General features: G+C 66.4%; 18 protein-coding genes and 1 tRNA gene. 8 read left to right on the top strand and 11 right to left on the bottom strand.

Features of this window, described 5'->3' with window-relative positions:
• The first annotated feature begins 82 nt into the window (after window positions 1-82).
• The gene (locus tag ABDW49_RS06395) at window positions 83-1456 is read left to right on the top strand and encodes a glutamate--cysteine ligase (RefSeq protein WP_343610553.1); all 1374 of its coding nucleotides are present in this window, start codon (window positions 83-85) and stop codon (window positions 1454-1456) included.
• Window positions 1457-1461: 5 nt separating this feature from the next.
• Entirely contained in the window at window positions 1462-2241 is a 780-nt protein-coding gene (locus tag ABDW49_RS06390) for a hypothetical protein (protein ID WP_343610552.1), read from the top strand.
• On the opposite strand, the gene ABDW49_RS06385 is transcribed toward ABDW49_RS06390, so the two are convergent.
• From ABDW49_RS06385 to ABDW49_RS06365, 5 genes are all read right to left on the bottom strand, one after another.
• Complete coding sequence (locus ABDW49_RS06385; protein ID WP_343610550.1) at window positions 2242-3555, bottom strand: DUF1295 domain-containing protein; 1314 nt, start codon at window positions 3553-3555, stop codon at window positions 2242-2244. It lies immediately after the preceding gene.
• Between the two features lie 41 nt (window positions 3556-3596).
• Window positions 3597-5006 (bottom strand): PQQ-binding-like beta-propeller repeat protein, encoded by a 1410-nt coding sequence (locus tag ABDW49_RS06380; protein WP_343610548.1) that lies wholly within the window; start codon window positions 5004-5006, stop codon window positions 3597-3599.
• A gap of 29 nt (window positions 5007-5035) precedes the next feature.
• Window positions 5036-6073 carry a tetratricopeptide repeat protein gene (locus ABDW49_RS06375; RefSeq protein WP_343610547.1) on the bottom strand — a complete coding sequence of 346 codons (1038 nt, stop codon included), beginning with the start codon at window positions 6071-6073 and terminating at the stop codon, window positions 5036-5038.
• 207 nt (window positions 6074-6280) lie between these two features.
• Window positions 6281-7414, bottom strand: coding sequence for a glycosyltransferase (locus tag ABDW49_RS06370; RefSeq protein ID WP_343610545.1), 1134 nt, complete (start codon window positions 7412-7414; stop codon window positions 6281-6283).
• 4 nt (window positions 7415-7418) lie between these two features.
• Complete coding sequence (locus ABDW49_RS06365; RefSeq protein ID WP_343610543.1) at window positions 7419-8318, bottom strand: alpha/beta hydrolase; 900 nt, start codon at window positions 8316-8318, stop codon at window positions 7419-7421.
• Between the two features lie 93 nt (window positions 8319-8411).
• Here ABDW49_RS06365 and ABDW49_RS06360 point away from each other — a divergent pair, with 93 nt between their 5' ends.
• The gene (locus ABDW49_RS06360; protein WP_343610542.1) at window positions 8412-9800 is read left to right on the top strand and encodes a YdiU family protein; all 1389 of its coding nucleotides are present in this window, start codon (window positions 8412-8414) and stop codon (window positions 9798-9800) included.
• Between the two features lie 331 nt (window positions 9801-10131).
• On the top strand, window positions 10132-11574 hold the full coding sequence (locus ABDW49_RS06355) for a succinylglutamate-semialdehyde dehydrogenase (protein WP_343614178.1): 1443 nt from the start codon (window positions 10132-10134) through the stop codon (window positions 11572-11574).
• Between the two features lie 305 nt (window positions 11575-11879).
• On the opposite strand, the gene clpX is transcribed toward ABDW49_RS06355, so the two are convergent.
• The 4 genes from clpX to ABDW49_RS06335 all read right to left on the bottom strand — a co-directional run bounded on the left by clpX (window position 11880) and on the right by ABDW49_RS06335 (window position 15957).
• Complete coding sequence (gene clpX, locus ABDW49_RS06350; protein WP_343610540.1) at window positions 11880-13139, bottom strand: ATP-dependent Clp protease ATP-binding subunit ClpX; 1260 nt, start codon at window positions 13137-13139, stop codon at window positions 11880-11882.
• 120 nt (window positions 13140-13259) lie between these two features.
• Window positions 13260-13934 carry an ATP-dependent Clp endopeptidase proteolytic subunit ClpP gene (clpP, locus tag ABDW49_RS06345; protein ID WP_068080532.1) on the bottom strand — a complete coding sequence of 225 codons (675 nt, stop codon included), beginning with the start codon at window positions 13932-13934 and terminating at the stop codon, window positions 13260-13262.
• A 280-nt stretch (window positions 13935-14214) separates the two neighbouring features.
• Complete coding sequence (tig, locus tag ABDW49_RS06340) at window positions 14215-15810, bottom strand: trigger factor (protein ID WP_343610535.1); 1596 nt, start codon at window positions 15808-15810, stop codon at window positions 14215-14217.
• A 62-nt stretch (window positions 15811-15872) separates the two neighbouring features.
• Window positions 15873-15957, bottom strand: a tRNA-Leu gene (locus tag ABDW49_RS06335).
• A 224-nt stretch (window positions 15958-16181) separates the two neighbouring features.
• On the opposite strand from ABDW49_RS06335, the gene ABDW49_RS06330 reads away from it, so the two are divergent.
• A complete protein-coding gene (locus ABDW49_RS06330; RefSeq protein ID WP_343610533.1) occupies window positions 16182-17678 on the top strand; it encodes a hypothetical protein in 1497 nt (498 codons plus the stop codon).
• 7 nt (window positions 17679-17685) lie between these two features.
• On the opposite strand, the gene sppA is transcribed toward ABDW49_RS06330, so the two are convergent.
• Complete coding sequence (sppA, locus tag ABDW49_RS06325) at window positions 17686-19641, bottom strand: signal peptide peptidase SppA (RefSeq protein ID WP_343610531.1); 1956 nt, start codon at window positions 19639-19641, stop codon at window positions 17686-17688.
• 159 nt (window positions 19642-19800) lie between these two features.
• Here sppA and ABDW49_RS06320 point away from each other — a divergent pair, with 159 nt between their 5' ends.
• A complete protein-coding gene (locus ABDW49_RS06320; RefSeq protein ID WP_343610529.1) occupies window positions 19801-20832 on the top strand; it encodes an aspartate carbamoyltransferase catalytic subunit in 1032 nt (343 codons plus the stop codon).
• Complete coding sequence (locus ABDW49_RS06315; RefSeq protein WP_343610527.1) at window positions 20829-22058, top strand: amidohydrolase family protein; 1230 nt, start codon at window positions 20829-20831, stop codon at window positions 22056-22058. Before ABDW49_RS06320 ends, ABDW49_RS06315 begins: the two co-directional genes overlap by 4 nt.
• Before the next feature lie 75 nt (window positions 22059-22133).
• On the opposite strand, the gene ABDW49_RS06310 is transcribed toward ABDW49_RS06315, so the two are convergent.
• Complete coding sequence (locus ABDW49_RS06310) at window positions 22134-23600, bottom strand: SPOR domain-containing protein (protein ID WP_343610525.1); 1467 nt, start codon at window positions 23598-23600, stop codon at window positions 22134-22136.
• A gap of 228 nt (window positions 23601-23828) precedes the next feature.
• Here ABDW49_RS06310 and ABDW49_RS06305 point away from each other — a divergent pair, with 228 nt between their 5' ends.
• Window positions 23829-24995, top strand: coding sequence for an SPOR domain-containing protein (locus tag ABDW49_RS06305; RefSeq protein ID WP_343610524.1), 1167 nt, complete (start codon window positions 23829-23831; stop codon window positions 24993-24995).
• The last annotated feature ends 43 nt before the right edge of the window (window positions 24996-25038 follow it).

Here is a 25038-nt window from a genome sequence, read left to right as displayed (position 1 = left end):
GGGCATCCTCCTCATTTAGCGCTGGCTTGGGTTGGGGCTGTGCCCTAACACTCGGCGGCATTCAGCGGTGGACGAATTAGGCATGAGCACCAAGGAAGTTTCGGATCGCGTCGATCCGGTCATCACCACGCGCGAGCAGTTGATCGCGCCGATGGCGGGCGGCGAAAAGCCGCGCGAGCGCTGGCGCATCGGCACCGAGCACGAGAAATTCGTCTATCGCACCGCCGACCACCGCGCCCCTTCCTATGATGAGCCCGATGGCATCCGCGACATGCTGGTCTCGCTGGGCCAGTTCGGCTGGGAACCGATTCTTGAGGGCGGAAACATCATTGCCCTGAAGGGCAAGGATGGCAATGTCAGCCTTGAGCCGGCCGGTCAGCTTGAGCTGTCGGGCGCGCCTTTGGTTAATCTGCATGAAACCTGCGCCGAAAGCGCGCGCCATGTCCGCCAGGTCAAGGCCATCGGCGAGGCGACCGGCACCGGCTTTCTGGGTCTCGGCCTCTGGCCCGACAAGACCCGCGAAGAGCTGCCGATCATGCCCAAGGGCCGCTACGAGATCATGCTGCGCCATATGCCGCGCGTGGGCTCGATGGGGCTGGACATGATGCTGCGCACCTGCACCATCCAGACCAATCTGGACTATTCCAGCGAAGCCGACATGGTGCAGAAGTTCCGCGTGTCGCTGGCGCTGCAACCGCTGGCCACCGCGCTGTTCGCCAACTCGCCCTTCCCTGAGGGCAAGCCCAACGGCTATCTCTCCTATCGCAGCCACATCTGGTCGGACACCGATCCGGCGCGCACCGGCATGCTGCCCTTCGTCTTCGAGGATGGCTTCGGTTACGAGCGCTATGTCGACTATATGCTCGATGTGCCGATGTACTTCGTTTACCGCGACGGCAAGTATATCGATGCGGCGGGCCTGTCCTTCCGCGATTTCCTTGCGGGCAAATTGTCTGTCCTGCCCGGCGAGCTGCCGCGTGAGAGCGACTGGGTCGATCACCTCTCCACCGCCTTCCCCGAGGTTCGCCTGAAAAGCTTCCTCGAAATGCGCGGCGCCGATGGCGGCCCGACCGACCGGATCTGCGCCCTGCCCGCTTTGTGGGTGGGCCTGCTTTACGATCAGTCGGCGCTGGATGCGGCATGGGATCTGGTCAAGGGTTGGGATATGGAAGGCCGCGAGGCGCTGCGCTCCGGCGTGCCCAAGCTGGCTTTGGACGCCCCTCTGCCCGGCGGCGGCAAGCTCAAGGATATCGCGCGCGAGGTACTGGATATCGCCCGCTCGGGCCTGCGTGCCCGTGCCCAGAAGAACTCGATCGGTGACGATGAGACCGGCTTCCTCGCCCCGCTCGACGAGGTGGTGGCCACCGGCAAGGTTCCGGCCCAGCGCCTGCTCGACCTCTACCATGGCGAGTGGAACGGCGACCTGTCGCGCATCTATGATGTAAAGAGCTTCTGATCCCCATGCGTAAAGGCATCATCCTCGCATCCTTCATGCTGGTGGCTTGCGGGCCGTCCTCATGCCACCTGTTCGGCCCCTCCCCCGAGGATATCGCCAAGCAGAAGGCCGCCGCGCGCGCGCAGGCCGACAAGGATGCGATCCGCTCCTGCGAAACACGCAGCACGCAGGCCACGCAGGGCAATGCCGATCAGATCACCCAGCAGCAGACCATCATCAAGACCACGCTGGACAAGGTGACGGAAGGCAACAACGATCCCCAGAACCCGCGCGCGCTGGACTGGAGCATCGAGATCGCCGCGCTGGACGCCACCGGCTGGCGCTGGACCGAAACCACCAGCATCACCAGCCAGCAGCCCGCTTTCCTGGGCACCGACACGCATCAGAGTGGCAGCACGCTGACTTACAGCGTGGCGCCCGCCGACCTGCAACCCACGCTGACCATCGTGCCGCATGACGATGGCACGGCGGCGCTGCGCTTCTATTGCAAGACGAGCGGCTGCGTGCATCTGGTGGGCGCGACCAAGCAGGACAATTCCAGCACCGCGCCCTTCAGCGGCACCTCCAGCAAGTCCGGCACGATGTCGCAGAGCGTCAATTCCAACGACTGGCTGCTGTCCACCCGCACCCGCGCCGAGGGGCTGAAGGTGGCGGTGGAGAAGCTGCTGAGCCTCTATGACGCCAAGCCGCTGGTCTGCCGCAACCCCGATGGTACGCCGGGGCCCGATGCGCCGCTGCTGCCCCAAAGCTCAACAGGGCCGGCTGCGGCGTCCTCCGCCGAATAGTCAGTCGAAGAGCCAACGCTGGAACCAGCGCAGCGCGCGCGTGATCGGCGCGTGCTGCAGCGCCCATTGCGCATAGGCGCGATATTTCGGGTCCTCCTGCGCCAGATGCCGCGCCTCGGTCACGCCGCGCCACCAATAGACACCGCTCACCCCCGCCAGAATGACGGTGTTGCGGATGGCATCGGACCACTGATGGCTGGTGGCAAAAAAGGGCAGCGTGGCCGACCACCAGAACAGGTTCTTCGAGACATAGGCCGGATGGCGCGTCAGCCGGTAGGGGCCATGGGTCAGCACGCCGCGATAGGTCAGGTTGGAAAAGCGCAGCCCGAAGGCCATCGTCGCCCAGGCATAGATCGCCACCAGCAGCACCAGCCAGGCGCCCCACACCCACAGCAGCACCGGGTAATCGGCCAGCCAGTGGCTCCAGTCTGCGGTGGCGGGGTGATAGTCGAGCACGCCGCCATCGCCCATCAGCGTAAAGGGCGGATAGCAGATCAACGCCGCCAACCAGCCCTCGAGGAAAGGATTGGCACTGCGGATCTGCGCATCGAGAGGCCGCATCGTGAGCAGATAGCCCACCGTGCCAATCTGCGCATCGATCACGAACAGCCCCACGGTCAGCCCATTGGTCAGCGCCACGGGCCCGCTCCACGCCTGCCAGTTGACCAGATCGGAAAAGCCGCCCGGTAGGATGGAAAACATGAAGGCCGTGAAAAAGCCCTTCACCGCCCAGCTTCGCAGATAGCGCAGGACATGCGGGCCATCCCAGCCATCCCGCCCCAGCAGCATGGCACCGAAATGCCAGGCGCCGTCATGGCGCTGGACCAGCACGCGCTCCAGCCACAGCACATAGGGGATGGAGAGCAGCACCAGCGGCACCACCGCCACGCCCATCAACCGGATCGCGAAGAGATAGCTGCCCTGCCAGTAATAGCGTTCCAGCACGTAGAACGCCCCGATCATCGCCCAGGTCGCCCACAGGCCCAACAGCTTGACCGCCGCCGTCGACAGCCCATCGCGCCATGCACGCGGCGCAGACCAGTCGAGGCCCGTCGAAGCCCGGCGATGCACCTTGTCCACCAGCAGCGACCACAAGACCATAGGCAGACCGCAGGCCAGCACGCCCACCAGCGCGGCATAGGGCCCCGCCAAGGGCAGGCGCGGCCCCGGAATGTTGAACGCATCGGCCACCTGCGCCCAATGGCGGCAGATCAGCACCCAGCAGGCCAGCCCCGCCAGCCCCACCCAACCGACAGCGCCCGACACATCGCTGGTCGGGCGCCCGGTTGTTTCATGCTGTGCTGTCTCGCTCATCCCGCCGTCCTAGGGGCACCACGGTTAAAAGCGAGATAAGCTTACTTCAGCGCCGTGATCTTGCCGCTGTCCTCGATCACATAGAGCGTCGAGCCAGCCACCACCGGCGCCAGCGAGATCGGCGTCTTGAAGCCCATATAGCGCTTGGCCATGCCGTCCATCACCGAAACGGTGAAGAGCGCGCCCTCCGAATTGGCGACCCAAAGCTGGTCGCCGGCCAGCACCGGGCCGGTCCAGAAGATCTCGCCCTGCTTCTTGGCGGCATTGTGATAGCGGCTGAGCTGCGAAATCCAGCGCACCTTGCCGTTGCTGCGCGCGATGCACAGCAGGCGGTCGTCGTCGGTCAGCGTGAAGATCCAGTCGCCCGAGATCGCCGGGGTGGAAATGCCCGCGACATTGAGCTCCCACACGCGCTGCCCGGTGAGCAGGTCGTAGGAGGCCATGCGCCCGCCCTGACCCAGCGCAAAGACGCGGCCACGGTCGATGATCGGCGCGGCGTCGATGTCGGTCAGCACGCCCACGCTGGTCGAGAGCGAGGTGCGCGACAGGGCGTCGGACCACAGCTGGCGCCCGTTCTCATAGCGATAGGCCACCAGCTCGCCGGTGGAGAAGCCCGCCACCACCGAGCCCTGACCCGCCGCCGGAGCGCCCACGCCGAACACGCCGGTCTGGCCCAGCGAGGCGGCTTCCTGCCACAGCTCGGTGCCATCATCGGCGTTCAGAGCGTGAATCTCGTTGTTCTGGGTCATCACGAAGACGGTGCCGAAGGCCACCGTCGGGCTGCCGCGCAGGGGCCCCGCTGGCTTCACCTTCCAGATCTGCTTGCCGGTGGCCGCTTCGAGCGCCGCCACCTCGCCAAGGCCGGTGGTCACATAGACGCGCCCGCCGTCAACGCTGGCGCCGCCGCCGAACACGGCCTGGCCCAGCATGCCGGCAACCTCGAAGCTGGCGGTCCATTTGTGCTCGCCGCTCTTGGCGTCGAAGGCATGCAGCACGCCATTGGTGTCGAGCATGAACAGCATGCCGCCCGAGACGACCGGCGCGGCGGCCAGACGCTGGCGCGGGTTGCTGCCCGCCACTTCGGCGGTCCAGACGCGCTGGGGCGCCTTGGCCAGCGCCAGATTGCCCGAGGCCTTGTTGGCCGAGCCGCCCGGCTGGGCCCAATCGGCATTTTCCTCGGCCGTGGGCACGACGACCGCCATATTGGCGATGTCGGAATCGACGCGATTGGCCGATTCGATACGGCTGAGGATCGGGATACGGTTGCCGTTGGTCGGCGTGGCACGCTTGCCGCGCTTCTTCTTGGCAGGCTTGGCGGCATCGGTGTTGGAGACCGAGTTCACATCATGCTTGCCCGCATGGCCGCATGCGGCAAGCGCCACGGCCAGCGTCAGACCCAGGGCACCGCGCAACAATGAAACCGGATTACGACGGGAAACGGAAGGCGTCATGCGCGGGAAATCCTCTTTCAAATCCGATATCACGGCTGAGCCGGAGCAGGTGCGGCAGGCGCGAGCGCAGCAGGCGCCGCAGTGATGGGCGCCGCAAGACCAGGCGCCAGCGTCGCCTTGACGGGGGCAGGCTTGGCCGCCGGAAGCGGCGCCGCCGGCACATGGGCCACAGGAACCTTGGGCGCAGGAACCTTGGCCGCAGGCACACGCGCGGCAGGCGCTTCGGCGCCCGGCGCGGGCGCCTGAGTGACCACCGCCCCGGCAGGCGCGGCGCCAGCAGGGGCAGCCTCGGCAGCGGCAGGCCCGGCGGGAGCCGGTGCGCTTTCCTCGGGCGCGCGGGCGATGTCATCGATGGAGTCGAAGCCCAGCAGGCCCGCCAGCTGACGCGCGCGCGCCTTCAGCGTGTCGGGCGTATCCTTGTCCTTGGCGATCTCGCGCAGCAGCGTGCCTGCCTGGTCGCTCTTGCCCTGCTTGAGATAGGCCAGCGCCGCCAGCTCGCCCGCCGGGCCGAACCACGGGTTGCCCGGAACGGCCAGCGGCTTGAGGCGCTCAAGCGCCTTGTCCGGCCCCAGCGTGTCGAAAGCGGCGGCCACGCCGCGCACCGTCGCCAGATCGCGCAAGGGCTGAGGCGCGGCGGCATCGGCGGCAACCGCGTCATAAAGCTTCACCGCATCGCCGGTCTTGCTCTGCTGCATGGCGATGCCCGCCTGAATCAGCTTGGCCAGCGCGGCGCTGCCCGCCGCATCGCCCTTGGCGACGGCATCGAGGCTGGCGGTGGCCAGATCGATGCGTCCGCCCTCGATCTGGTCGATGGCGCGGGTGATGGCGATGCCGCGATCCTCGGCCAGCGTCTGCTGGTGATGGCGATACCACAGGCCACCGCCCAGCCCGCCCAGCGCGACCACCACGGCGATCCCGGCCGGCAGGCCCCAGCGCTTGAGCGCGGACTTCATCTGGTCCTCGCGCAGCGCCTCATCCACCTCACGCATGAAGGCATCGGTCTGGGCCGCGTCGCGCGCGGCCAACTGATCGGCTCTCGACTGGGGAGTGGTGGGACGCAGGGCCAAGGCAATTCGCTTTCTTTACGATTGATACGCAGTTGACGAGTGTAACGCAGGGCCGGCCAGTCTCGCATGCCGGACATCAGCGGGGGTGTTTAGCGGATGAGCCGCGCTTTTCAATGTCTATGCTTGGATTCCCCCGAACCCTTTGCGGCTTATGCCCCCTTCAAGCTCATCGCGCCTGAAGAGCGCCTGAACACTTGAGGGGCACATTTAAGGGAAAGCCATGCCCCCCAGCGCCGAACCATAGGTGGCGCGATAGGCCTCCACCATGGTCGCCTGATCGTACTCGGCCCGTGCCCGCGCGCGATTGGCCGCGCCGATGCGATTGCGCAGCGCCTCATCCTGCGCCAGCCTGACAAGAGCGTCGCCAAGAGCCTCATCGCTGGCCGGAACGATAAAGGGCTGGTTTTCCAGAGAAACCATCGCCCGCACGTCACCAACATCGGTGGCCGCCACCGCCAGCCCCGCCGCCATGGCCTCCACCACGCTGATCGGAAACTGCTCGCTGTCGGAGGAGAGCGCGAACAGATCGAACAGCCCCACCACCCTGGCCGGATCGGCGGCATGGCCGGGCAGATGGAAGCGGTGCCCCACCTTGGCCGCCATGGCTTCGGCGCGGATCGCGTCGCGCTCGGGCCCCTCGCCCAGAATCACCAGATGCCAATTGTCGGGCAGAGCAGCGAAAGCACGCACCAGACGCGGCAGATTCTTCACCGCGCGCAGACCGGCCAGCGTGCCCAGCCACTTCTCGCCGGGGCGCTTGATCAGGCGCGGCAGAGCGTCGGCTTTCGGCTTGCGACCATAGGCGCCGGTGTCGATGCCATTGACGATACGCCGCAATTTGCCATGCGGCTGGTGCCATTCGGTGACGGCAATCGCCTCCAGCCGCTGCGAGGGCACCACCAGCGCCTTGGCCCGGCCCAGCGCGATGCGGCGATACCAGTTGCGGCCCGGCTTGCGCTTCTCGACCTCATCCTGGTTGAAGCCATCCTCATGATGGACCAGCGGCGGCAGGCGCAGCACATCGCCGAACAGCGTATGCGCCATCACCGCATCCATCGCGCCGAAATTATAGGTCAACACCAGATCGTAGGGCGCCATCGCCTTGGCCAGCGCCATCAGCCTGCCCGGCGTCGGCTTGCCCTGCAGCGAGGGATAATCCACCGCCAGATCGACATGAAGCCCCGGCTGCAGCCGCTGGGCCGCGCCCATCGCCCCGGCCACGGCGGACACCACGCTGTGATGCAGATCGGGCCCGAAGGCATTCATCAACTGGACGCAGCGCAGCTCCTTCCCGCCCGGATCGAAGCTGGAATGGAGATGCAGAACTTTCAAACCACTCATGCTTTCAGGCTACCGACGTTGCTACTCTGGCCAGCAGGCGCTCGATCGCCTCGGCGGCCTCGGGCTCGTCCAGCGTGGGGGCATGGCCGATATGCGGCACGGTGACGGCCTCGGCCCTGGGCAGACGGCGCGTCATCTGCCCCAGCGTTTCGGGCGAGAGAATGTCCGACAGGGCGCCACGGATCAGCAGCACCGGCACCTGGGCGAGCCCTTCCAGCCCCGGCCACAGATCGACGCCCGCCTCGCCACCCGGCTTTTCGAAGGGCTCGGCGATCTTCATGTCATAGTCGTAGACGATGCGGCCATTGGCGTTGAGCACCATCACCCGCTTGGCCATCGCCAGCCAGTCCGCGGCCTGATAATCGGGGAAAGCGCCGCTCTGGTCTTCCTCCAGCGCGCGGGCCGCATGCATCCATGTCGGGAAGGTGCCGCCCTGCCCCACATAGTCGCGGATACGGGCCAGACCTTCAGGCTCGATCACCGGGCCGATGTCATTGAGCACGGCGCCGGCGATTCGCGCCGGCTCCACCATCGCCAGCAGCATGGTCATCAACCCGCCCAGCGAGGTGCCCACCGCGATAAAGCGGGTGATTCCCTCCTGCTCCAGCAAGGCGTTGATGTCGGCTACATATTGCAGCGGATTGTAGGTGGAGGAATTCTTGGCATAGGCGCTGTCGCCCCGCCCGCGCATATCGGGGCAGATCACGCGCCAACGGCCCATCAGCCTTTCGGCCAGCCCCTCGAAATCGCGGGCGTTGCGGGTCAGTCCCGGCAGGCAGAGGATGGGCAACCCGCCCTCTGGCCCAGCATAATCGCGGAAATGCAGGGTGAGTCCGTCGCCGCTTTGCCAGTGGCGATCGGTATAGCTGTGTTCGGCGCTGGGCCGGTCGGTGAAAGAGGTCATCAGTCCTGTGCTTCACGAAGCCGCATGACGGTGCGGCACCCTCTCGCCCTTTCCCGCTTGCGCCGGACCGGACACGGCCCCACTTATGCGGCCATGCGCCAAGAACCGCAAGCATCGCCCTACAGGCCTGATCCACAGATCAACACCATCGCCGACTGGCTGGGGGACAAGGTGCCCCCCGCCAGCTTCCCCCAACATATCCTGCGCTGGCGCGATAACGCCCATGCCGCCACCATTGGCCTCTCGGGGCTGAGTGACGAGGACTGGATCGCCCATTTCGGGCGGTTCGAGGCCCTTGAGGGCAACCTGCCGCAGCCTTTGGCACTGCGCTATCACGGCCACCAGTTCCGCCACTACAACCCCGATCTGGGTGATGGGCGCGGCTTCCTCTTCGCCCAGATGCGCGACGGCGCCGGGCGGCTGATGGACCTTGGCACCAAGGGATCGGGCGTCACGCCATGGAGCCGACAGGGCGACGGGCGACTCACGCTCAAAGGCGCGATGCGCGAGATTCTGGCCACCACCATGCTGGAAGCGCTGGGCGCCAACACCTCGAAAACCTTCTCCGTGATCGAAACCGGCGAGCATCTCCATCGCGGCGACGAGCCCAGCCCGACTCGCTCCGCCGTGCTGGTGCGGCTGTCGCATGGGCATATCCGCATCGGCAGCTTCCAGCGCTTGATGGCGCTGGAAGAGGATGCGCATCTTGCCGCGCTGGTCGATTATGCCTTGGCGCAATATCCCGGCCCCAGGGCGCCCGATGGCGCCCCCGACGCGGGTAATCCCGCCGTCATCCTGCTGCATCAGGCGGTCGAGCGACTGGCCGATATGGCCGCCAGCTATGTGGCGAGCGGCTTCGTCCATGGCGTGCTCAACACCGACAATATGAACATCACCGGCGAGAGCTTCGATTACGGACCATGGCGCTGGCTGCCCGCATGGGACGCCAGCTTCACCGCCGCCTATTTCGACCATAGCGGACTCTATGCCTTCGGCCGCCAGAGCGAGGCGATTCGCTGGAACTGCGGTCAATTGGCGGTGGCGCTGCGTCCTCTGGCGGAAACCGCGCCCCTGGTGGCGGCTTTGGAAAGGTTCGAGCCGATCTTCCAGCGCCGCCTCGCCCAGCGCGTGCTGTGGCGCCTTGGCGTGCAGGAGGTTGCGCCGGAGGAAGATGCCGCCGCGCTCAACGTCATCGGCAGGGCCCTGGCCGCCAGCGGGGTGAGCCCCGATGCCTTCTTCCACCAGCATCGCGGCGGGCGCGGGCTGGAGGGCCTGCCTGCCGCAGTGCCCGGCGCTCTGGATCATGCGCTGTGGCATGAGGATGCCGCGCCCACGAATCACATCGACGAGGTCGAGCGGATCTGGGCCGCCATCGATGCCGGGGATGACTGGCAGCCCCTGCACGACCACACCGCCGCCATCGGCAGGCTGGGGGAGGCTTTGGGAGAGGTTTTGAAGCCTGTGGGGCATGAAGAAGGGTAAAAGGGAAGGTGCGAGGGGGTTACCCCCTCACGCTCCCATGAATGTCTGCGTTGCGCTTCGGGTTCGGCCATGGAGCAACGTCGCCGCGCCGCAGGCATGACAACGCCAGCGCACCCTATCAGATCATGATCCCACTGCCTGCGGCGCCTTTTCGCGCGCCGGTTGATGAAGCGCTGCCGCTTCGTCAGGAGACGTATCCGGGGGTGCAGGGGGCGCGGGCGTCCCCTGCTTTTCCTCTTTCCCCCAGCCTTATGGAAACCTCCTGATAACCATGCATCGTGCAATAAAGGGACAATCGCACGAACTGTACCTCAACGAAGGCCGCCTCTTGATACACGCATCTGTCTCGCCCGCTCAGATCACCTCGCTGGAACCCGCGACGGGTGAGGTTCTGTGGCAGGGGGCGGTCAGCGACATCGACAGCGCCGTGGAGCAGTCCCGCATCGCCTGGCCGCGCTGGGCGATGCTGCCGCAGTCCGACCGTGTGGAATTCTGCCGCCGCCTGACGCGCGACCTGCGCCGCATGGGCGAGGAACTGGTCCATCTGCTGGCGCGTGAAACCGGCCTGCCCCTGTGGGAGGCCCATGCCGAAACCGACGCCGCCATCGCCCGCATCGAAATCGTGGTGCGCAATCATGCCGAGCGCTGTGCTCAGCGCAAGCTGGATGCCGGGCGCAACGGCATGGTCGCCACGCGCCACAAGCCGCATGGCGTGTTGGGGGTGATCAGCCCGTTCAGCCAGCCCTTGCTGACGCCTCTGACCCAGATTTTCCCCGCTCTGATCGCGGGCAACACCGTGCTGTTCAAGCCCTCCGACAAGGCCGTCGCCGTGGGCGAGGCCATCGTGCAGGCCGCCGCGCGCATGGGGCTGCCCGATGGCGTGCTGCAACTCGTCGTCGGTGGCGCCGAGCAGGGGCAGGCTCTGGCGCTGCACGAAGGCATCGACGGTTTGATCTTCGCCGGCTCCGCCCCCGTGGGGATGGCGCTGGCCCGCAAATATGCCGCCCGGCCCGACCGCATGCTGCGGCTGGAAATGGGCGGCAACAACCCGCTGGTGGTCTGGGACACGCCGCTGATCGGCGACGCTGCCGCTCTGGTGGTGCAGTCCGCGTTCCAGAGCAGCGGGCAGCGCTGCACCAGCGCGCGCCGCCTGATCGTCAGGGACTCGATGGCCGAGCCCCTGCTCGCCGCCGTCAAGCAACTGGCCGACCGGGCCATCTGCGGCGCGCCTTTCGACGATCCCGTGCCCTATATGGGCCCGCTGAGCGACATCGCCGCCGCCGATGGGCTGACCCAGAGCTTCATCTGGCTGATGTCGCACGGCGGGCGCCCTATCCGCCACCCCACCCGCCCCTTCACCGACCTGCCCTTCCTCACCCCCGGCATCATCGATGTGACCACGCTGGCCCAGCGCCCGGATGTCGAGCTGTTCGGCCCGCTGCTGCAGGTGGTGCGTGTCAGCGAGTTCGATGAGGCCATCGCGGTGGCCAATGAGACGCAATACGGCCTCTGCGCGGCGCTGGTGGGCGGCACGCCCGATCACTACAGCCAGTTCTGGGCGCATAGCCGCGCCGGGATGGTGCACTGGAACCGGCCCACCACGGTCGATCTGCCAGCCGCGCCGATGGGAGGCGTGGGGTTGTCAGGCAATCTGCGGCCCGGTGGAGCCTATGCTTCGGATAGCTGCGCCTTCCCGGTGACCTCGGCGGAGGTCGAGCAGCCTCGGGCTGTGCTGGGCGCCGGGTTTATGATGGAAGAAGTGGAAGGGATTTAAAGCAGGGGGCCATCGCCCCCTGCACCCCCGTTACGTCTCCCGACGAAGCGACAGCGCTTTATCGACCAGCGCGCGAAAAGGCGCCGCAGGCAGTCAGATTTTCATCCGATAGGCTGCGCTGGCATATTCATGCCTGCGGCGCGACGACGTTGCTCTACGGCCGAACCCGATGCGCAACGTAGACATTCATGGGAGCGCGAGGGGGTAACCCCCTCGCATTTTCCCTTCTTCAAACCCTTGAAAAGAAAAAGGCAGCGAAGCCGAAGCCCCGCCGCCCTTTCAAATTCCCGAAAGAAAGCGCCCGATCAGGCGGCTTCTTCTTCCTTGCCCTTCAGCACGCGGACGGGTTCCTTGCGGCCCTCGACCACGTCCTTGTCGACCACGACTTCGGCGATGTCGTTCTCGGTCGGCAGGTCGAACATGGTGTCGAGCAGCATGCCTTCCACGATCGAGCGCAGGCCGCGCGCGCCGGTCTTGCGCTCGATGGCGCGCTTGGCGATGGCTTCCAGAGCATCGTCGGTGAAGGTCAGCGCCACGTCCTCAAGGTCGAACAGCTTGGCATACTGCTTGATGAGGGCGTTCTTGGGCTCCTTCAGGATGCGCACCAGCGCGGGGATGTCGAGATCTTCCAGCGTGGCGATCACCGGCAGACGACCGACAAATTCGGGAATCAAGCCGAACTTCAGCAGATCTTCCGGCTCGGCCTTCTGCAGCAGTTCGCCGACCTTGCGCTTGTCGGGATCGGCCACATGCGCACCGAAACCGATCGAGCGCTTCTGCAGACGATCCGCGATGATCTTTTCCAGGCCCGCGAAGGCGCCGCCGCAGATGAACAGGATATTGGTCGTGTCCACCTGCAGGAATTCCTGCTGCGGATGCTTGCGGCCACCCTGCGGCGGAACGGAGGCAGTGGTGCCTTCCATCAGCTTCAGAAGCGCCTGCTGCACGCCCTCGCCCGAGACGTCGCGCGTGATCGAGGGGTTCTCGGCCTTGCGGCTGATCTTGTCGATCTCGTCGATGTAGACGATGCCGTGCTGGGCCTTCTCGACATTGTAGTCGCTGGCCTGAAGCAGCTTGAGGATGATGTTTTCCACATCCTCACCCACGTAACCGGCTTCGGTCAGCGTGGTGGCATCGGCCATGGTGAAGGGCACGTCGAAGGTCTTGGCCAGCGTCTGGGCCAGCAGCGTCTTGCCCGAGCCGGTGGGGCCCACGAGCAGGATGTTCGACTTCGACAGCTCGACATCGCCGCCCTTGCCGCTGTGCTTCAACCGCTTGTAGTGGTTGTGCACCGCGACCGAGAGCACGCGCTTGGCGCGGTCCTGGCCGATGACATAGTCGTTCAGCGTCTCGAAGATGTCCTTCGGGCTGGGAACGCCGCCGTCCTTCTTGCCTGCGATGCCAGCCTTGGTTTCCTCGCGGATGATGTCGTTGCACAGTTCAACGCATTCATCGCAGATGAACACGGTGGGGCCAGCGATCAGCTTCCTCACCTCATGCTGGCTCTTCCCGCAGAAGCTGCAGTAGAGGGTGCTCTTGGCATCGGATCCGCTCAGTTTCGTCATAGGCTTTCCTGCTTCATCCGGGTGGGGAAGGTTTCCCCGGCCCGGACTTTCTTATCATCCCCGCCGCTGTCTATCAGGGCGGGCCTTGCCGGTGCATGAAGCACCGGCCCCGATCATTCCTTAACCGGCCGCGGGGGTATCGCCATCCGGGCGGGTTTCGAAGACCTTGTCGATCAGACCGAACTTGAGCGCCTCATCGGCTTCAAGGAAGGTGTCACGGTCCATGGCGGCCTCGATCTCTTCAAGGCTCTTACCGGTAAACTTCACGTAAAGATCATTCATGCGCTTGCGAATGCGCAGGATCTCACGCGCCTGAATCTCGATGTCCGAAGCCATGCCCTGGGCGCCGCCGCTGGGCTGGTGGATCATGATGCGCGCATTGGGCAGAGCCACGCGCATGCCGGGCTCACCAGCGGCCAGCAGGAAGCTGCCCATCGAGCAGGCCTGGCCGATGCACACGGTCGAGACCTTGGGCTTGATGTACTGCATCGTGTCGTAGATCGACAGGCCAGCCGTCACCACGCCGCCGGGCGAGTTGATGTACATGCTGATGTCCTTGGTCGGGTTCTCCGACTCGAGGAACAGCAGCTGGGCGACGATGACGCTGGCCATGTGATCTTCGATCTGGCCGGTCACGAAGATGATTCGCTCGCGCAGCAGGCGCGAATAGATGTCGAAGCTGCGCTCACCGCGGCTCGACTGTTCCACCACGACGGGGATCAGGCTGCCGGTGACCGGGTCGCGCGTGAACTGACCCTGGGTGCTGTGGCTGCCATGTCCGAACAGGTCGATCATCAAAAATTCCTCTTGCCTTGGCTGACCTATGTCGCGTGACTTCCCGCGATGTTCAAGGGGATTAACCCAAGAAATCTGCCCACACAGCCCAGAGTGCCCCGATATCCCCAAGGCAGAACGCCGGAAGGAACCATGCGACGCATCGGGGCTGGCTCGCGCCAAATCGCTGATGCTGCATGGCTATCCCCGGCGGTTCGCCCGGAACGGAAAAGCCCGGCACAAGGAATCTCCTCGCGCCGGGCCAATCACATGTGCCCTTTCGGGCCACCATGGAGGGAACTCAGTTCTCCTCGGCGGCCTTCTTCTTGGGGGCAGCCTTCTTCTTGGGAGCGGCCTCCGCAGCAGCTTCACCCTCGGCAGGGGCCTCGGCGGCAGCTTCAACCTCGGCAGGGGCCTTCTTCTTGGGAGCAGCCTTCTTCTTCGGCGCTTCCTCGGTCACTTCCGCGTCGGCGTCAGCAGCGGCAGCCTTCTTCGCCGTCTTCTTGGCGGGCTTGGCTTCAGCGTGATCGTGGCCACAGTCGGGACCGTGAACGTGACCGGCCTCGCCTTCGTCAGCCTCGATGGCCGCTTCCAGCTCTTCCTTGGTCACTTCGCGCTCGGTCACTTCGGCCTGCTCGAAGAGGAAGTCGACGACCTTCTCTTCGTACAGCGGGGCGCGCAGCTGAGCGGCAGCCAGCGGCTCGCTCTGGATGTATTCGGCGAAGCGCTGACGGTCCTCGGGGCGGTACTGCTGGGCAGCCTGCTGCACCAGCATCTGCATTTCCTGCTGCGACACCTCGACGCCGTTCTTCTGGCCGATCTCGCTCAGCAGCAGGCCCAGGCGCACGCGGCGCACGGCGATGTTGCGGTAGTCGTCCTTCTCGGCCTCGATCTCGGCCAGAGCGGCCTCGGGGTCGGCTTCGTTCGACGCTTCCTGGGTCAGCTGCTGCCAGATCTGGTTGAATTCGGCTTCCACCATGCTGGGGGGAACGTCGAAGTCATGGCCCTCGGCCAGGATGTCGAGCAGCTGGCGCTTCATCTGGGTGCGGGTCAGCTGGGCGGTCTCGCCCTCGAGCTGGCCCTTGAGCAGGCCCTTGAGCTGCTCCAGATCGGTCAGGCCCAGGCTCTTGGCGAACTCGTCGTCGATGACGGTTTCGGCGGCAACCTTGATGCCCTTGACCTTGATGTCGAAGGTGGTTTCCTTGCCCTTCAGGTTCTCGGCGGGGTAGTCCTCGGGGAAGGTCACGGTGATGACCTTCTCGTCACCGACCTTGGCGCCGACGAGCTGTTCCTCGAAACCGGGGATGAAGCGGCCCGAACCGATTTCCAGAGCGGCGTCTTCAGCCTGACCGCCGTCGAAGGGCACGCCGTCCAGCTTGCCCAGGAAGTCGATGGTGAGCTGGTCGCCGGTCTCGGCAGCCTTGCCCTCTTCGGCGTCGGCGAAGCGCTTGGCGCTGCTGGCGACGCGCAGAACGGCCTCGTCCACGGCCTCGTCCTTGACGGGCACGACCAGCTTTTCCAGCTTCAGGCCGGTCAGCTCGGGAGCCGAAATGGTGGGCAGCACTTCGAGGGCGACAGTCAGCTCGGCATCCTTGCCCAGCTCATAGCCTTCGGTCAGCGCCACGTCGGGCTGGGTGGCGGGGCGCAGCTGCTGGTCGATGATGACCTTGTCGAGCGCCTCACGGATGGAGCCCTGCAGGGCGTCCTGATGGATCTGGTCGCCAAAGCGCTTGCGCACCAGATTCGCGGGCACCTTGCCGGGGCGGAAGCCGGGGAGCTGGACCTGCGGGGCGACGCGAGCGATCTCGCCATCGACCTTCTCGGCGATCAGCGCGGCGGGGATGGTGACCGTAAAGCCGCGCTTGAGGCCTTCGTTCGTGGTTTCGACGATCTGCATGATTTGAAAGCCTTCCCAAAGCGAGATGGCCCCATGTGTCCGCCTTGGGCCGGGGCGAAAATTGGTGCGGGCGAAGGGACTCGAACCCCCACATCTTTCGATACTGGTACCTAAAACCAGCGCGTCTACCAATTCCGCCACGCCCGCTTGACACACGAAGCCGCGAAAATTCAAGGGAGGCCCCATAAAGCGCGGAGTCGCAAAGGGCAAGGGCGGAGATTTGGCGGTTTTCCCCAAGCGCGGCCCGGGCCGCCGCGAATGGAGCGCCCGATATCCGCCGCTTTCCCGCTCCAACGCACCCGTCAAAGCGATGTTAACCATCCTGTGGGATTTACAACCCTTGTTCGTGATGCGGGAAAGCGGGACCAAAGGTGAGACGTGAAACAACCCCCTGCCCGGAGTCCGAACAAGGGGGACGGCAGGATGGCTGGCATCTGGCGCTGCTGGCCGCCGCGCTGATTGTCGGACTGGGCGGACGGCTGCTCTACAGCCTGAACACGACACTGTGGTTCGACGAGACCTTCACCGGTGTCATCGCCAGCCAGCGCAGCCTGCCCGCGCTGATCGACTGGTGCCTGCATGAGCTGACCGGCCCGGCCTTCTACATGCCGATGTGGCTGTGGGAAAAGCTGGCGGGCAACAGCGATCTGGCGCTGCGCCTGCCCAATCTGCTGCTCTCGCTCGCCACGCCGCTGGCGGTGCTGCGCTGGGGGCATCGCGATGCGCGGCTGCGCCGGTGGTGGGCGGTGTTCCTGCTGCTCTGGCCGCCGATCCTGCCCTTTGCCGGAGAGGCTCGCTCCTATCCGGAAATCTTCGCGCTGGGCGTGGCTCAGGCGGCGCTGTTCCTGCGGCTGCTCGAACGCCCCACGACCGGGCGCGCCAGCGCATGGGTTATCGTCTCCGTGCTGGCCATCCTGTGCCACTATTGGAACGCCATGCCCACGCTGGTGCAGGGGCTGAGCTTCCTTGCGCTGCACCGGATGCGCGCGCTCAAGACATGGCCCGCGCTGATCTTTCTGCTGCCCCTGCCGGTCTGGGCCCGGCTGCATCTGCCCTTCGTGCTGGGGCTGACCATCGGTGGCAGCAGCGGCATCAGCGGCCTGCCGCTCGCGGCCTTGCTGCGCGACATGCCGATGTATGTGCTGGGCACCACGGCCAATGGCGTGCTGGTCTTCGCCATCGTGGCGGCATCGATGGCCATGGCGATCAGGCGCGATGGCTGGCCCCGCCTGCGCCGCCCCTCGCCCGAAACCGCATTGGGCCTGTGCGGGATCGGCAGCATCGCGATGATTCTGGTGATCGCCTGTCTGCGCCCCGGCTTTTCCCCGCGCTACATGATGGGGTCGATGCCCTCCTTCCTGTTCGGACTGGCGCTGTGGGCCCGCCATAGCGCGCCGCGCGACGCGAAATTGCCCTTCTTGGCCGCAGCGATCCTGCTCGCCAGCGAGGTGGGGGTGATGGGCTCGATTTTACGCCACCCCGAAAGCGATGCGCGCCACAGTTTCGAACTCGAACGCCCCTCCGCCTGGATCGGCGAAAGGCCGGTCGAGCATCTGGTGATGTTCTGGGACAATCCGGTGGGTGAGAGCAGCGATGCCCTCAGGCTGGCCGAGGTCGGCGGCTTCTTCCTGCGCCGTGCGGGACATCGGGTGGATGTCAGCGTGGCCCGCGCGCCGGCGGGCACCGATCCCAACCGCGCCGTGCTGGCCCTGACCGACCCGCGACGCAAAAGCGCGATCCTGTGGTTCTCCAACGACGATCTCCCGCCCGGCCGCACCCCACGGATCGAAACCCTTGACCCTCGCTATGAATGCCGCGCCTTCAGCCGGGGGATGATCGCCGTAACGGCCTGTCGCTGGCGGCGTTAACGCCCCCTCAAGGGTGAGGCGCAATCCCCACCCATTGCGCCAGCCGCATCAGCGTCAGGCTGCTCCAGCCGCCCTGCCCAAGCACGCCGCCCGCAGGGGCCGCACCGGCGCCAAGCGACACCGAACATTCCAGACACCGCGCCTGAGCGCCCTGTGCCCCCATCATCATCCGCGCCTGAGCCACCATGCGGGCAAGCCCCGTCTGCTGACGCGCCGCGATCAGACCGCTCAGATCGCCGGGCAGAGCGCGGGCATCGTCATCGTCGCTGGTCTGGTTGCCGCTGCTGTCATCGTCACCGCTGCCGCGCAGGCTCTGCGCCAGTTGCGCCAGCGCCGAAGGCCGGTTGGCGAGAAATTCGGGATGCCACTCGCCGGTCTTCAGCTTGGCCTGATCGGCGGCATAGGCCAGCGCATCGTCCAGCCCGCCGAAAGCATCGACCAGCCCCTTCTGCCGCGCCGTGCCGCCATCCCAGACGCGGCCCTGCGCCATGGCATCGACCTCCTCAGGCGTCTTGTGACGAGACGTCGCCACCAGCTTGATAAAGCGGCCATAACCGCCCTCGATATCGGCCTGAAGCAGCGCTTCGACCTCCGGCGTCAGGCCGGTGATGATGTCGGGCTGACCCGAGAGCGGCGTGGTGCGCACGCCATCGCCGCTCACGCCCCAGGCGGCCAGGGCCTTCTCGAAGCTGGGCACCACGGCGAAAATGCCGATGGACCCGGTGATCGTGCCGGGCTGCGCAAAGATGCGCGTGGCGGGCGTGGACACCCAATAGCCCCCGCTCGCGGCGTAATTGGCCATGGAAACCACCACGGGCAGGCCCAGCTTCTTCTGCCGCTCGATGGCCGCGCGGATCGCCTCGGCGCCCACCACCGAACCGCCGGGGGAATCGACCCGCACCACCAGCGCCGAAAGCTTGCGCTGCTGCGCCGAATCGATCAGCCGCGCGATGCGCTCGCCGCCAGCCGTGCCGGGTCCTTCCTTGCCGTCGGTGATGTCACCGGCAATGGTGATGACGCCAATGGCCTTGCCCGTGGTGCTTTCCGGATTGGCCGCGATCCATGTGTCGAGCGTGGTATGGGCAAAGGCGCCGGGGCGCTTGTCCTTGCGGTCCTCGCCCGCGACATCGGCGACGCGCTGGCCGAAATCGGTGCGGTTGCCGATGCGGTCGACCAGTTTTGCGCGCAACGCGGCCTGCGCCGGATCGTTGCCCGCGGCCTTCAGCAGCGCCAGCGGATCTTTCACCACGGCGGCGATATCGGCCTGCGGGCGCGCCTTGGCGACATTGGCCTGCCATTCGCTCCAGATCGTGCCGATCAGCGCCTGGCTGGCCTCCTTGGAAGGCTGCGACTGGTCGTTGCGGATATAGGGCTCGACGAAATCCTTGTAGGTGCCGACGCGGAAGACATGGACGTTGATCTTCAGCTTTTCCAGCAACTGGCCGTAATAGGGACGATAGCCCCCCGGCCCCGGCACAAAGGCACCGCCCAGCGGGTCGAGCCACACCTCGCTGCCATGGGCGGCCAGCAGCATGCCCGCATCATCGAGCATCATGCCATAGACCAGCACCGGCTTTTTCGCCGCGCGCACCGCATCCATCGCCGCGCCGATCTCTTCCAGATGGACCAGACCGCCGCCGCTGAAATCGGCCATATCGATCGCCACGGCGCGGATCTTGTCATCGCCGACAGCGCCGCGCAGCGCCCGCACCACATCGCGTTCGCGCACCACATTGGAGGGCGAACCGCCACCGGTCAGCAGTGTTGCGGGGTCGAGCCGGGGCAGTTCTTCCACCACCTGGCCCTTCAGGCGGATCAGCAGGGCGCCTTTACGCACCTCAGGCGAAGGACCGCGCGCGGTCAGCGCGGCAAACAGCAGGAAAAAGAACAGCAGCGCCATCACCAGCACCAGCGCGTCCTTGATCGCGACCAGCAGGTTCCAAACCTTGCGCGCGAAGATCATGCCGTTTTCCGTCCTTATTCCATGATGATGCCGCAGGGCGAAAACCCAAGGTGGAGCCGCTTGTTCCGTCCTGCAAGAGCCCCTCCCCTTAAACACAAGTGGAGAAAGGGGCAAACGGGCTTGAGGAAAGGCCCCGCGCGCTCTAGGGCATCGTCTTCGATGACATCCTTCGAACTCCCCCCCCTGCCGGCCTCCAGTGCCGGGCAGGCGTCGCGCTTCCCTGCGGGTTCGCTCGCTTTCCCCCATCGCGGATTGCTCGGCATCGCCGGCCTTGCCCCGCATGAGATCCTGTTCCTGCTCGATGAGGCGGAACGCTGGGTCGAGCTGAACCGCCAGCCCAACAAGCGCGTCGAAGCGCTGCGGGGCCTCACCATCATCAACGCCTTTTTCGAGAACTCCACCCGCACGCTGCTCAGCTTCGAGATCGCGGGCAAGCGCCTGGGCGCCGATGTGGTGAACATGCATGCCGCCACCAGCAGCGTGAAAAAGGGCGAGACGCTGATCGATACGGCGATGACGCTCAACGCCATGCGGGCGGACGCCATCGTGATCCGCCATGCCTCGTCCGGCGCGGTGCGGCTGATCGCCGACAAGGTGGACTGCCCGGTGCTGAACGCGGGCGATGGCCAGCATGAGCACCCCACGCAGGCGCTGCTCGATGCGCTGACCATCCGCCAGTCGCTGAACTTCACCGGCGGCGAGGGTTTCGTGGGCCTGAAGGTGGTGATCTGCGGCGATATTCTGCACAGCCGCGTGGCGCGCTCGAACATTCTGTCACTGACGGCGCTGGGTGCCGATGTGCGCGTCTGCGCGCCGCCCGCCCTGATGCCCGAGGGGATCGAGCAGATGCGCGTCACCCCCTACCATGATTTCGACAAGGCGCTTGAGGGCGCGGAAGTGGTGATGATGCTGCGCCTGCAGAACGAACGCATGACCGGCCAGTTCATCCCCTCGCCCCGCGAATACCGCCACCTTTACGGTTTGAGCCCCGCCCGGCTCGCCAAGGCCCATCCCGATGCGGTGGTGATGCATCCGGGTCCGATGAATCGCGGCATCGAGATCGACTCGACCGTGGCCGATCTGCCCGAGCGCAGCCTCATCACCCGTCAGGTCGAAATGGGCGTCGCCGTCCGCATGGCCGCGCTGGAAATCCTCACCAGACGCGCGCGCGGCATGGAGGGCTGGGCATGAAGCACGCTCCCCTCACCATCGTGAACGGCCTGCTGGTCACGCCGGGCAAGGTGCCGTTCAAGGGCACATTGCGCGCCGTGGATGATCGCATCGTGGCCTTGGGCGATGTGACTGCTGAACCCGGCGACACCGTGGTCGACGCCAAGGGCGCGCTGGTCACGCCCGGTCTGGTGGACCTTGGCGTCTTCGCCATCGACAAGCCCGCCTTCCATTTCGGCGGCATCACCCGCGCCGCGCTGATGCCCGACCAGAGCCCGGTGATCGACCGCCCCAGCAACACCCGCTACGCCGCGCAGAGCGGCAAGCCTGACCTGTGGGTCCATCCCCTCGCCGCCGCCACGCGCGGGCTTGAGGGCAAGGAACTGGCCGAGATCGCCATGATGCGCGATGCGGGCGCCAAGGCCGTCGCCACGGGCCGGGCATGGATCGGCGACTCGGGCGTGATGCTGCGCCTGCTGCGCTATGCCGCGATGCTGGGCATGACCGTCATCACCCATGCCGAGGATGCCGGGATCACCGGCGGCGCGGTCGCCACCGCGGGCGAGATGGCCACCCGCCTGGGCCTGCCCAGCGCCCCGCGTGAGGCCGAGGCCGTCGCCGTCGCCCGCGATATCGCTCTGGCCGAGATGGCGGGTGCCGCGCTGCATTTCCGCCAGATCACCACCAAGGCGGCGCTCGATCTGGTGCGCGTGGCCAAGGCGAAGGGTCTGCGCATCACGGCGGGCGTTACCCCGGCGCATTTCATGCTGTCCGACACGGCGCTGGCTGATTTCCGCACCTTCTGCCGCCTCTCGCCGCCGCTGCGTCAGGAGGATGACCGCAAGGCCGTGATCGCCGCCATCGGCGACGGCACGATCGACGTCATCGCCAGCGGCCACGATCCGCGCGGCCCCGAGGACAAGCGCCTGCCCTTCGCCGATGCCGAGCCCGGCATGGCGGGCGCCGAAACGCTGCTGCCGCTCACCATGACTCTGGTGCGCGATGGCGTGATCGATATGGGCCGGGCTTTCGAACTGCTCGCCACCAACCCCGCGCGTCTGCTGGGCGTGGATGCGGGCATGCTGACGGTGGGCGCTCAGGCCGATATCGCGCTGATCGATGCCGACCGGCCCTGGATCGTCGATTCGAACAAGATGGCCGCCGCTGCGGGCAACACGCCCTTCGACCGCCAGCCCGTGCAGGGTCGCGTGCTGGGCCTGTTCAAGGGCGGCGCCAAGGTCGACTGAAAACGCGTCGACTGAGGGCACAAAAAAGGGGCACCTCCCGCAGGAGGCGCCCCTTTTTCTCTTTTCGATAAAAACTTAGCGCTTGTGACCCGGAGCAACCGGCGCATTGGCCATGGCCAGAGCCTGACCATTGTTGGCGACGCTCTTGCCCGACATGGCCATGCACACACCGCCCGACTTCTTCACGCGGCCACAGGCACCCTGCGCCGACCCCGAGTCGAAGCCCAGCGCGGCAACGCGCCAGAACTCGCGGCCATTGACGGTCGCCTTGGTGACGGTCACCTCATGGCTGCGCAGATCGCCGCGTGCCATCGCCATCTTGCGGGCCTTTTCGGCATTGGCCGCATTGCTGAAAGCGCCGAGCTGCACCAGATGCGAACCCGTGGCCGAACGCGGAGCAACCTCCGCCTTCACCTTTGCCACGCGCATCTTCATGGGGCGGGCCTTGGGCGCTGGCGCCTCATAAATCTTCGTGGGGGCCTCATAGGCCACGCGCTGCACCACCGGGCGAGCGGCAGGCTGAACCACCGGCGCCGGAGTCGTCGGCACCGCCGACCAGGCCATCACGCCGCCCACGGCACGCCGCGAGGGCTGCTCGGGAGCGGGAGCCGGTTCCGGCGCGGCTTCGCGCACAGGCTCGACCACCGGCACCGAAACGGCGGCGGGGGTCGCCACAAGCGCGGCAGGAGCCGGAGTCGGGGCCGCTTCATGCGCGGCCAGAGCGGGCAATTCCTTCTCGGGCGCGGGGACCGCCACAGGCTGGGCAAGCTGCGGCCTGGCCGCCAACTGGGCAGGTGTCACATCGTCACGCAGCGCCAGCGCCGTCGGCAGGCCCGAGTCGCTCACCACCGGAGCGCCCAGCAGCGAGGCCACGCGCTGACGCGAACCATCGGGGCGCGCGGTGGCGGCCCATTGCGTCAGGCGCTCATCCAGCTTGTCGGGCGACAGGTCCATCGCCGCGACGTTGCGCGCCTCGGCCCAGCGGCCGTCCAGCGCATAGGCATAGGCCAGATTCTGGCGCAGCTTTTCCGTGGCGTCACCCGCGCGGGCCGCTTCGGCCAGCACGCTCACGCCGCGATTCGTGTCACCGGCCAGCGCCAGCGCCAGACCGTAATCGGCAGGCGGCAGAGCACCCTGCACCGTCTGCAGCAACGCCAGCGCCTCGCGCCCATGGCCCAGCGCCGTCTGTGCCAGAGCGAGACTCAATGTCGTGCGCGGCGAGGCATCACCCAGCACCACCGCATCGCCCAGCACCGCCACCGCCGATTCGAACCGCCCGGCGCGCAGATAGGCGCGGCCCAGCGCGGCGCGAGTCGCGGCATCGCGCGGCGCCTTGCGCAGTGCGGCTTCGCCTGCGGCAACGGTCTGGATCGACGCGCTGGCAGACGCGGCCTCGGCAGGCTTGCCCGCCATGGCCTGAGCCCCCCAACCGGCGCCCAGCAGGGCCAGAGCGACGGCTCCACCCAGCTTCACATGTCGGCGCCCCCAGACGTGAGCCTTGCGGGCCCCGATACGGCGGTTTTGATCAGGCTTGGACAACATCGATCTTTCCCCATGGCCACCTGTCCGTAACAAGACGGGTGCAGACGGTTTCTTGGGCGCAAAGATTGCAGATCGTTCCTAACGAACCCTTAAAAGCCTCTAGGGCATCGTGGACAAAAGCCCGAAATCCGTATGAACACGGCGGATCGGCAAGTTTTTGTTTACCACATTTGCTTATGCGCAAAGGCCAAGATGGTCGGCAGCGATTGCCACAAGAAGGGAATGAAGATGAGTCGCAACCACGGGCGCCGTTACGCGCCGGGCCTGAAGAGCGGGGCCCTCAAAAGCGTAACCGTGCTGGGCGCGCTGGCCGCCTGCACCCTGCTGGCCCAGACCGCTCTGGCCGATGCCAAGGCCGGCGTCGATGCCTGGAGCCGCGCCGAAGCCGCCAACAACGCGGGCGACAAGACCACGGCGCATCGCGAATATCTGGCCGCCATCCACGAATGGCAGGCGCAGGCCGACAAGGGCGACCCCGACTCGCAGTTCAACCTCGCCCAGGCCTACAAATGGGGCAAGGGCGTCCCTCAGGACCTGACCCGCGCCGAAGTGCTCTTTGCCAAGGCCGCCGCCAAGGGCCACACCCAGGCGGCCGACAATTACGGCCTGCTGCTGTTCCAGCGCGGCCAGCACGCCCAGGCCATGCCCTATCTGCAGGCCGCCGCCGATCGCGGTGAGAAGGGCGCGCTCTATCTGATGGGCATCGCTCATTTCAACGGCGAGAACGTGCCCAAGGACTGGATCCGCGCCTATGCGCTGGAAACCATCGCCAACCAGTCCGTTGACGGCCAGCCCCCCCTGCCCCAGGCCCGCGCGGCGCTGGCGCAGATGGACCAGTTCATCTCGCTCGAAGACCGCCAGCGCGGGGCCTCGCTGGCCACCGAGCTGAGCGCGAAAATCGACGCCAACCGCCAGCGTCAGATCGCCAGCAACGATCTGGGTAATACGGTTGCGCCCTCTGGCGCCGATGCCGCGCCGCCTGTCGCCGCGCCGCCGGCCAAGGTCAAGCCGACACCGGCACCCGGCGATACGCCGAGCCCGGCGGCGGCCCATACGCCGCCCCCCGCGCCCAAGCACGCTGACCCCAAGCCGGTGCCTGCCGCAACGAAACCTACTGCGCCCAAGCCTGCTCCAGCCAAGCCCGCGCCTGCCAAGCCGGTGCCCGTCGGCGGGAACTGGAGGATCCAGCTCGGCGCTTTCGGTGTGCCCGCCAATGTCGATGCGCAATGGGCCAAGGCCAGCAAACTGCCCGACGTCGCCGGGCATCCGCGCATGAACGTGCCCACCGGCAAGGTGACTCGCCTGATGGCCGGGGGTTACTCGGAAGACAGCGCCAAGGCCGTCTGCCGCAAGCTGGTGGCTGCGGGGATTACCTGTATTCCGGCGCAGAATTAAGGGCTTGAAGAAAAGTGAAGTGCGAGGGTGTTACACCCTCGCG

It is taken from the genome of Novosphingobium sp. (assembly GCF_039595395.1).
In the GTDB taxonomy this organism is placed as follows: Bacteria; Pseudomonadota; Alphaproteobacteria; order Sphingomonadales; family Sphingomonadaceae; genus Novosphingobium.
The sequence above is the reverse complement of the archived record's forward strand: the minus strand, read 5'-3'. Positions and strand labels throughout refer to the sequence as shown.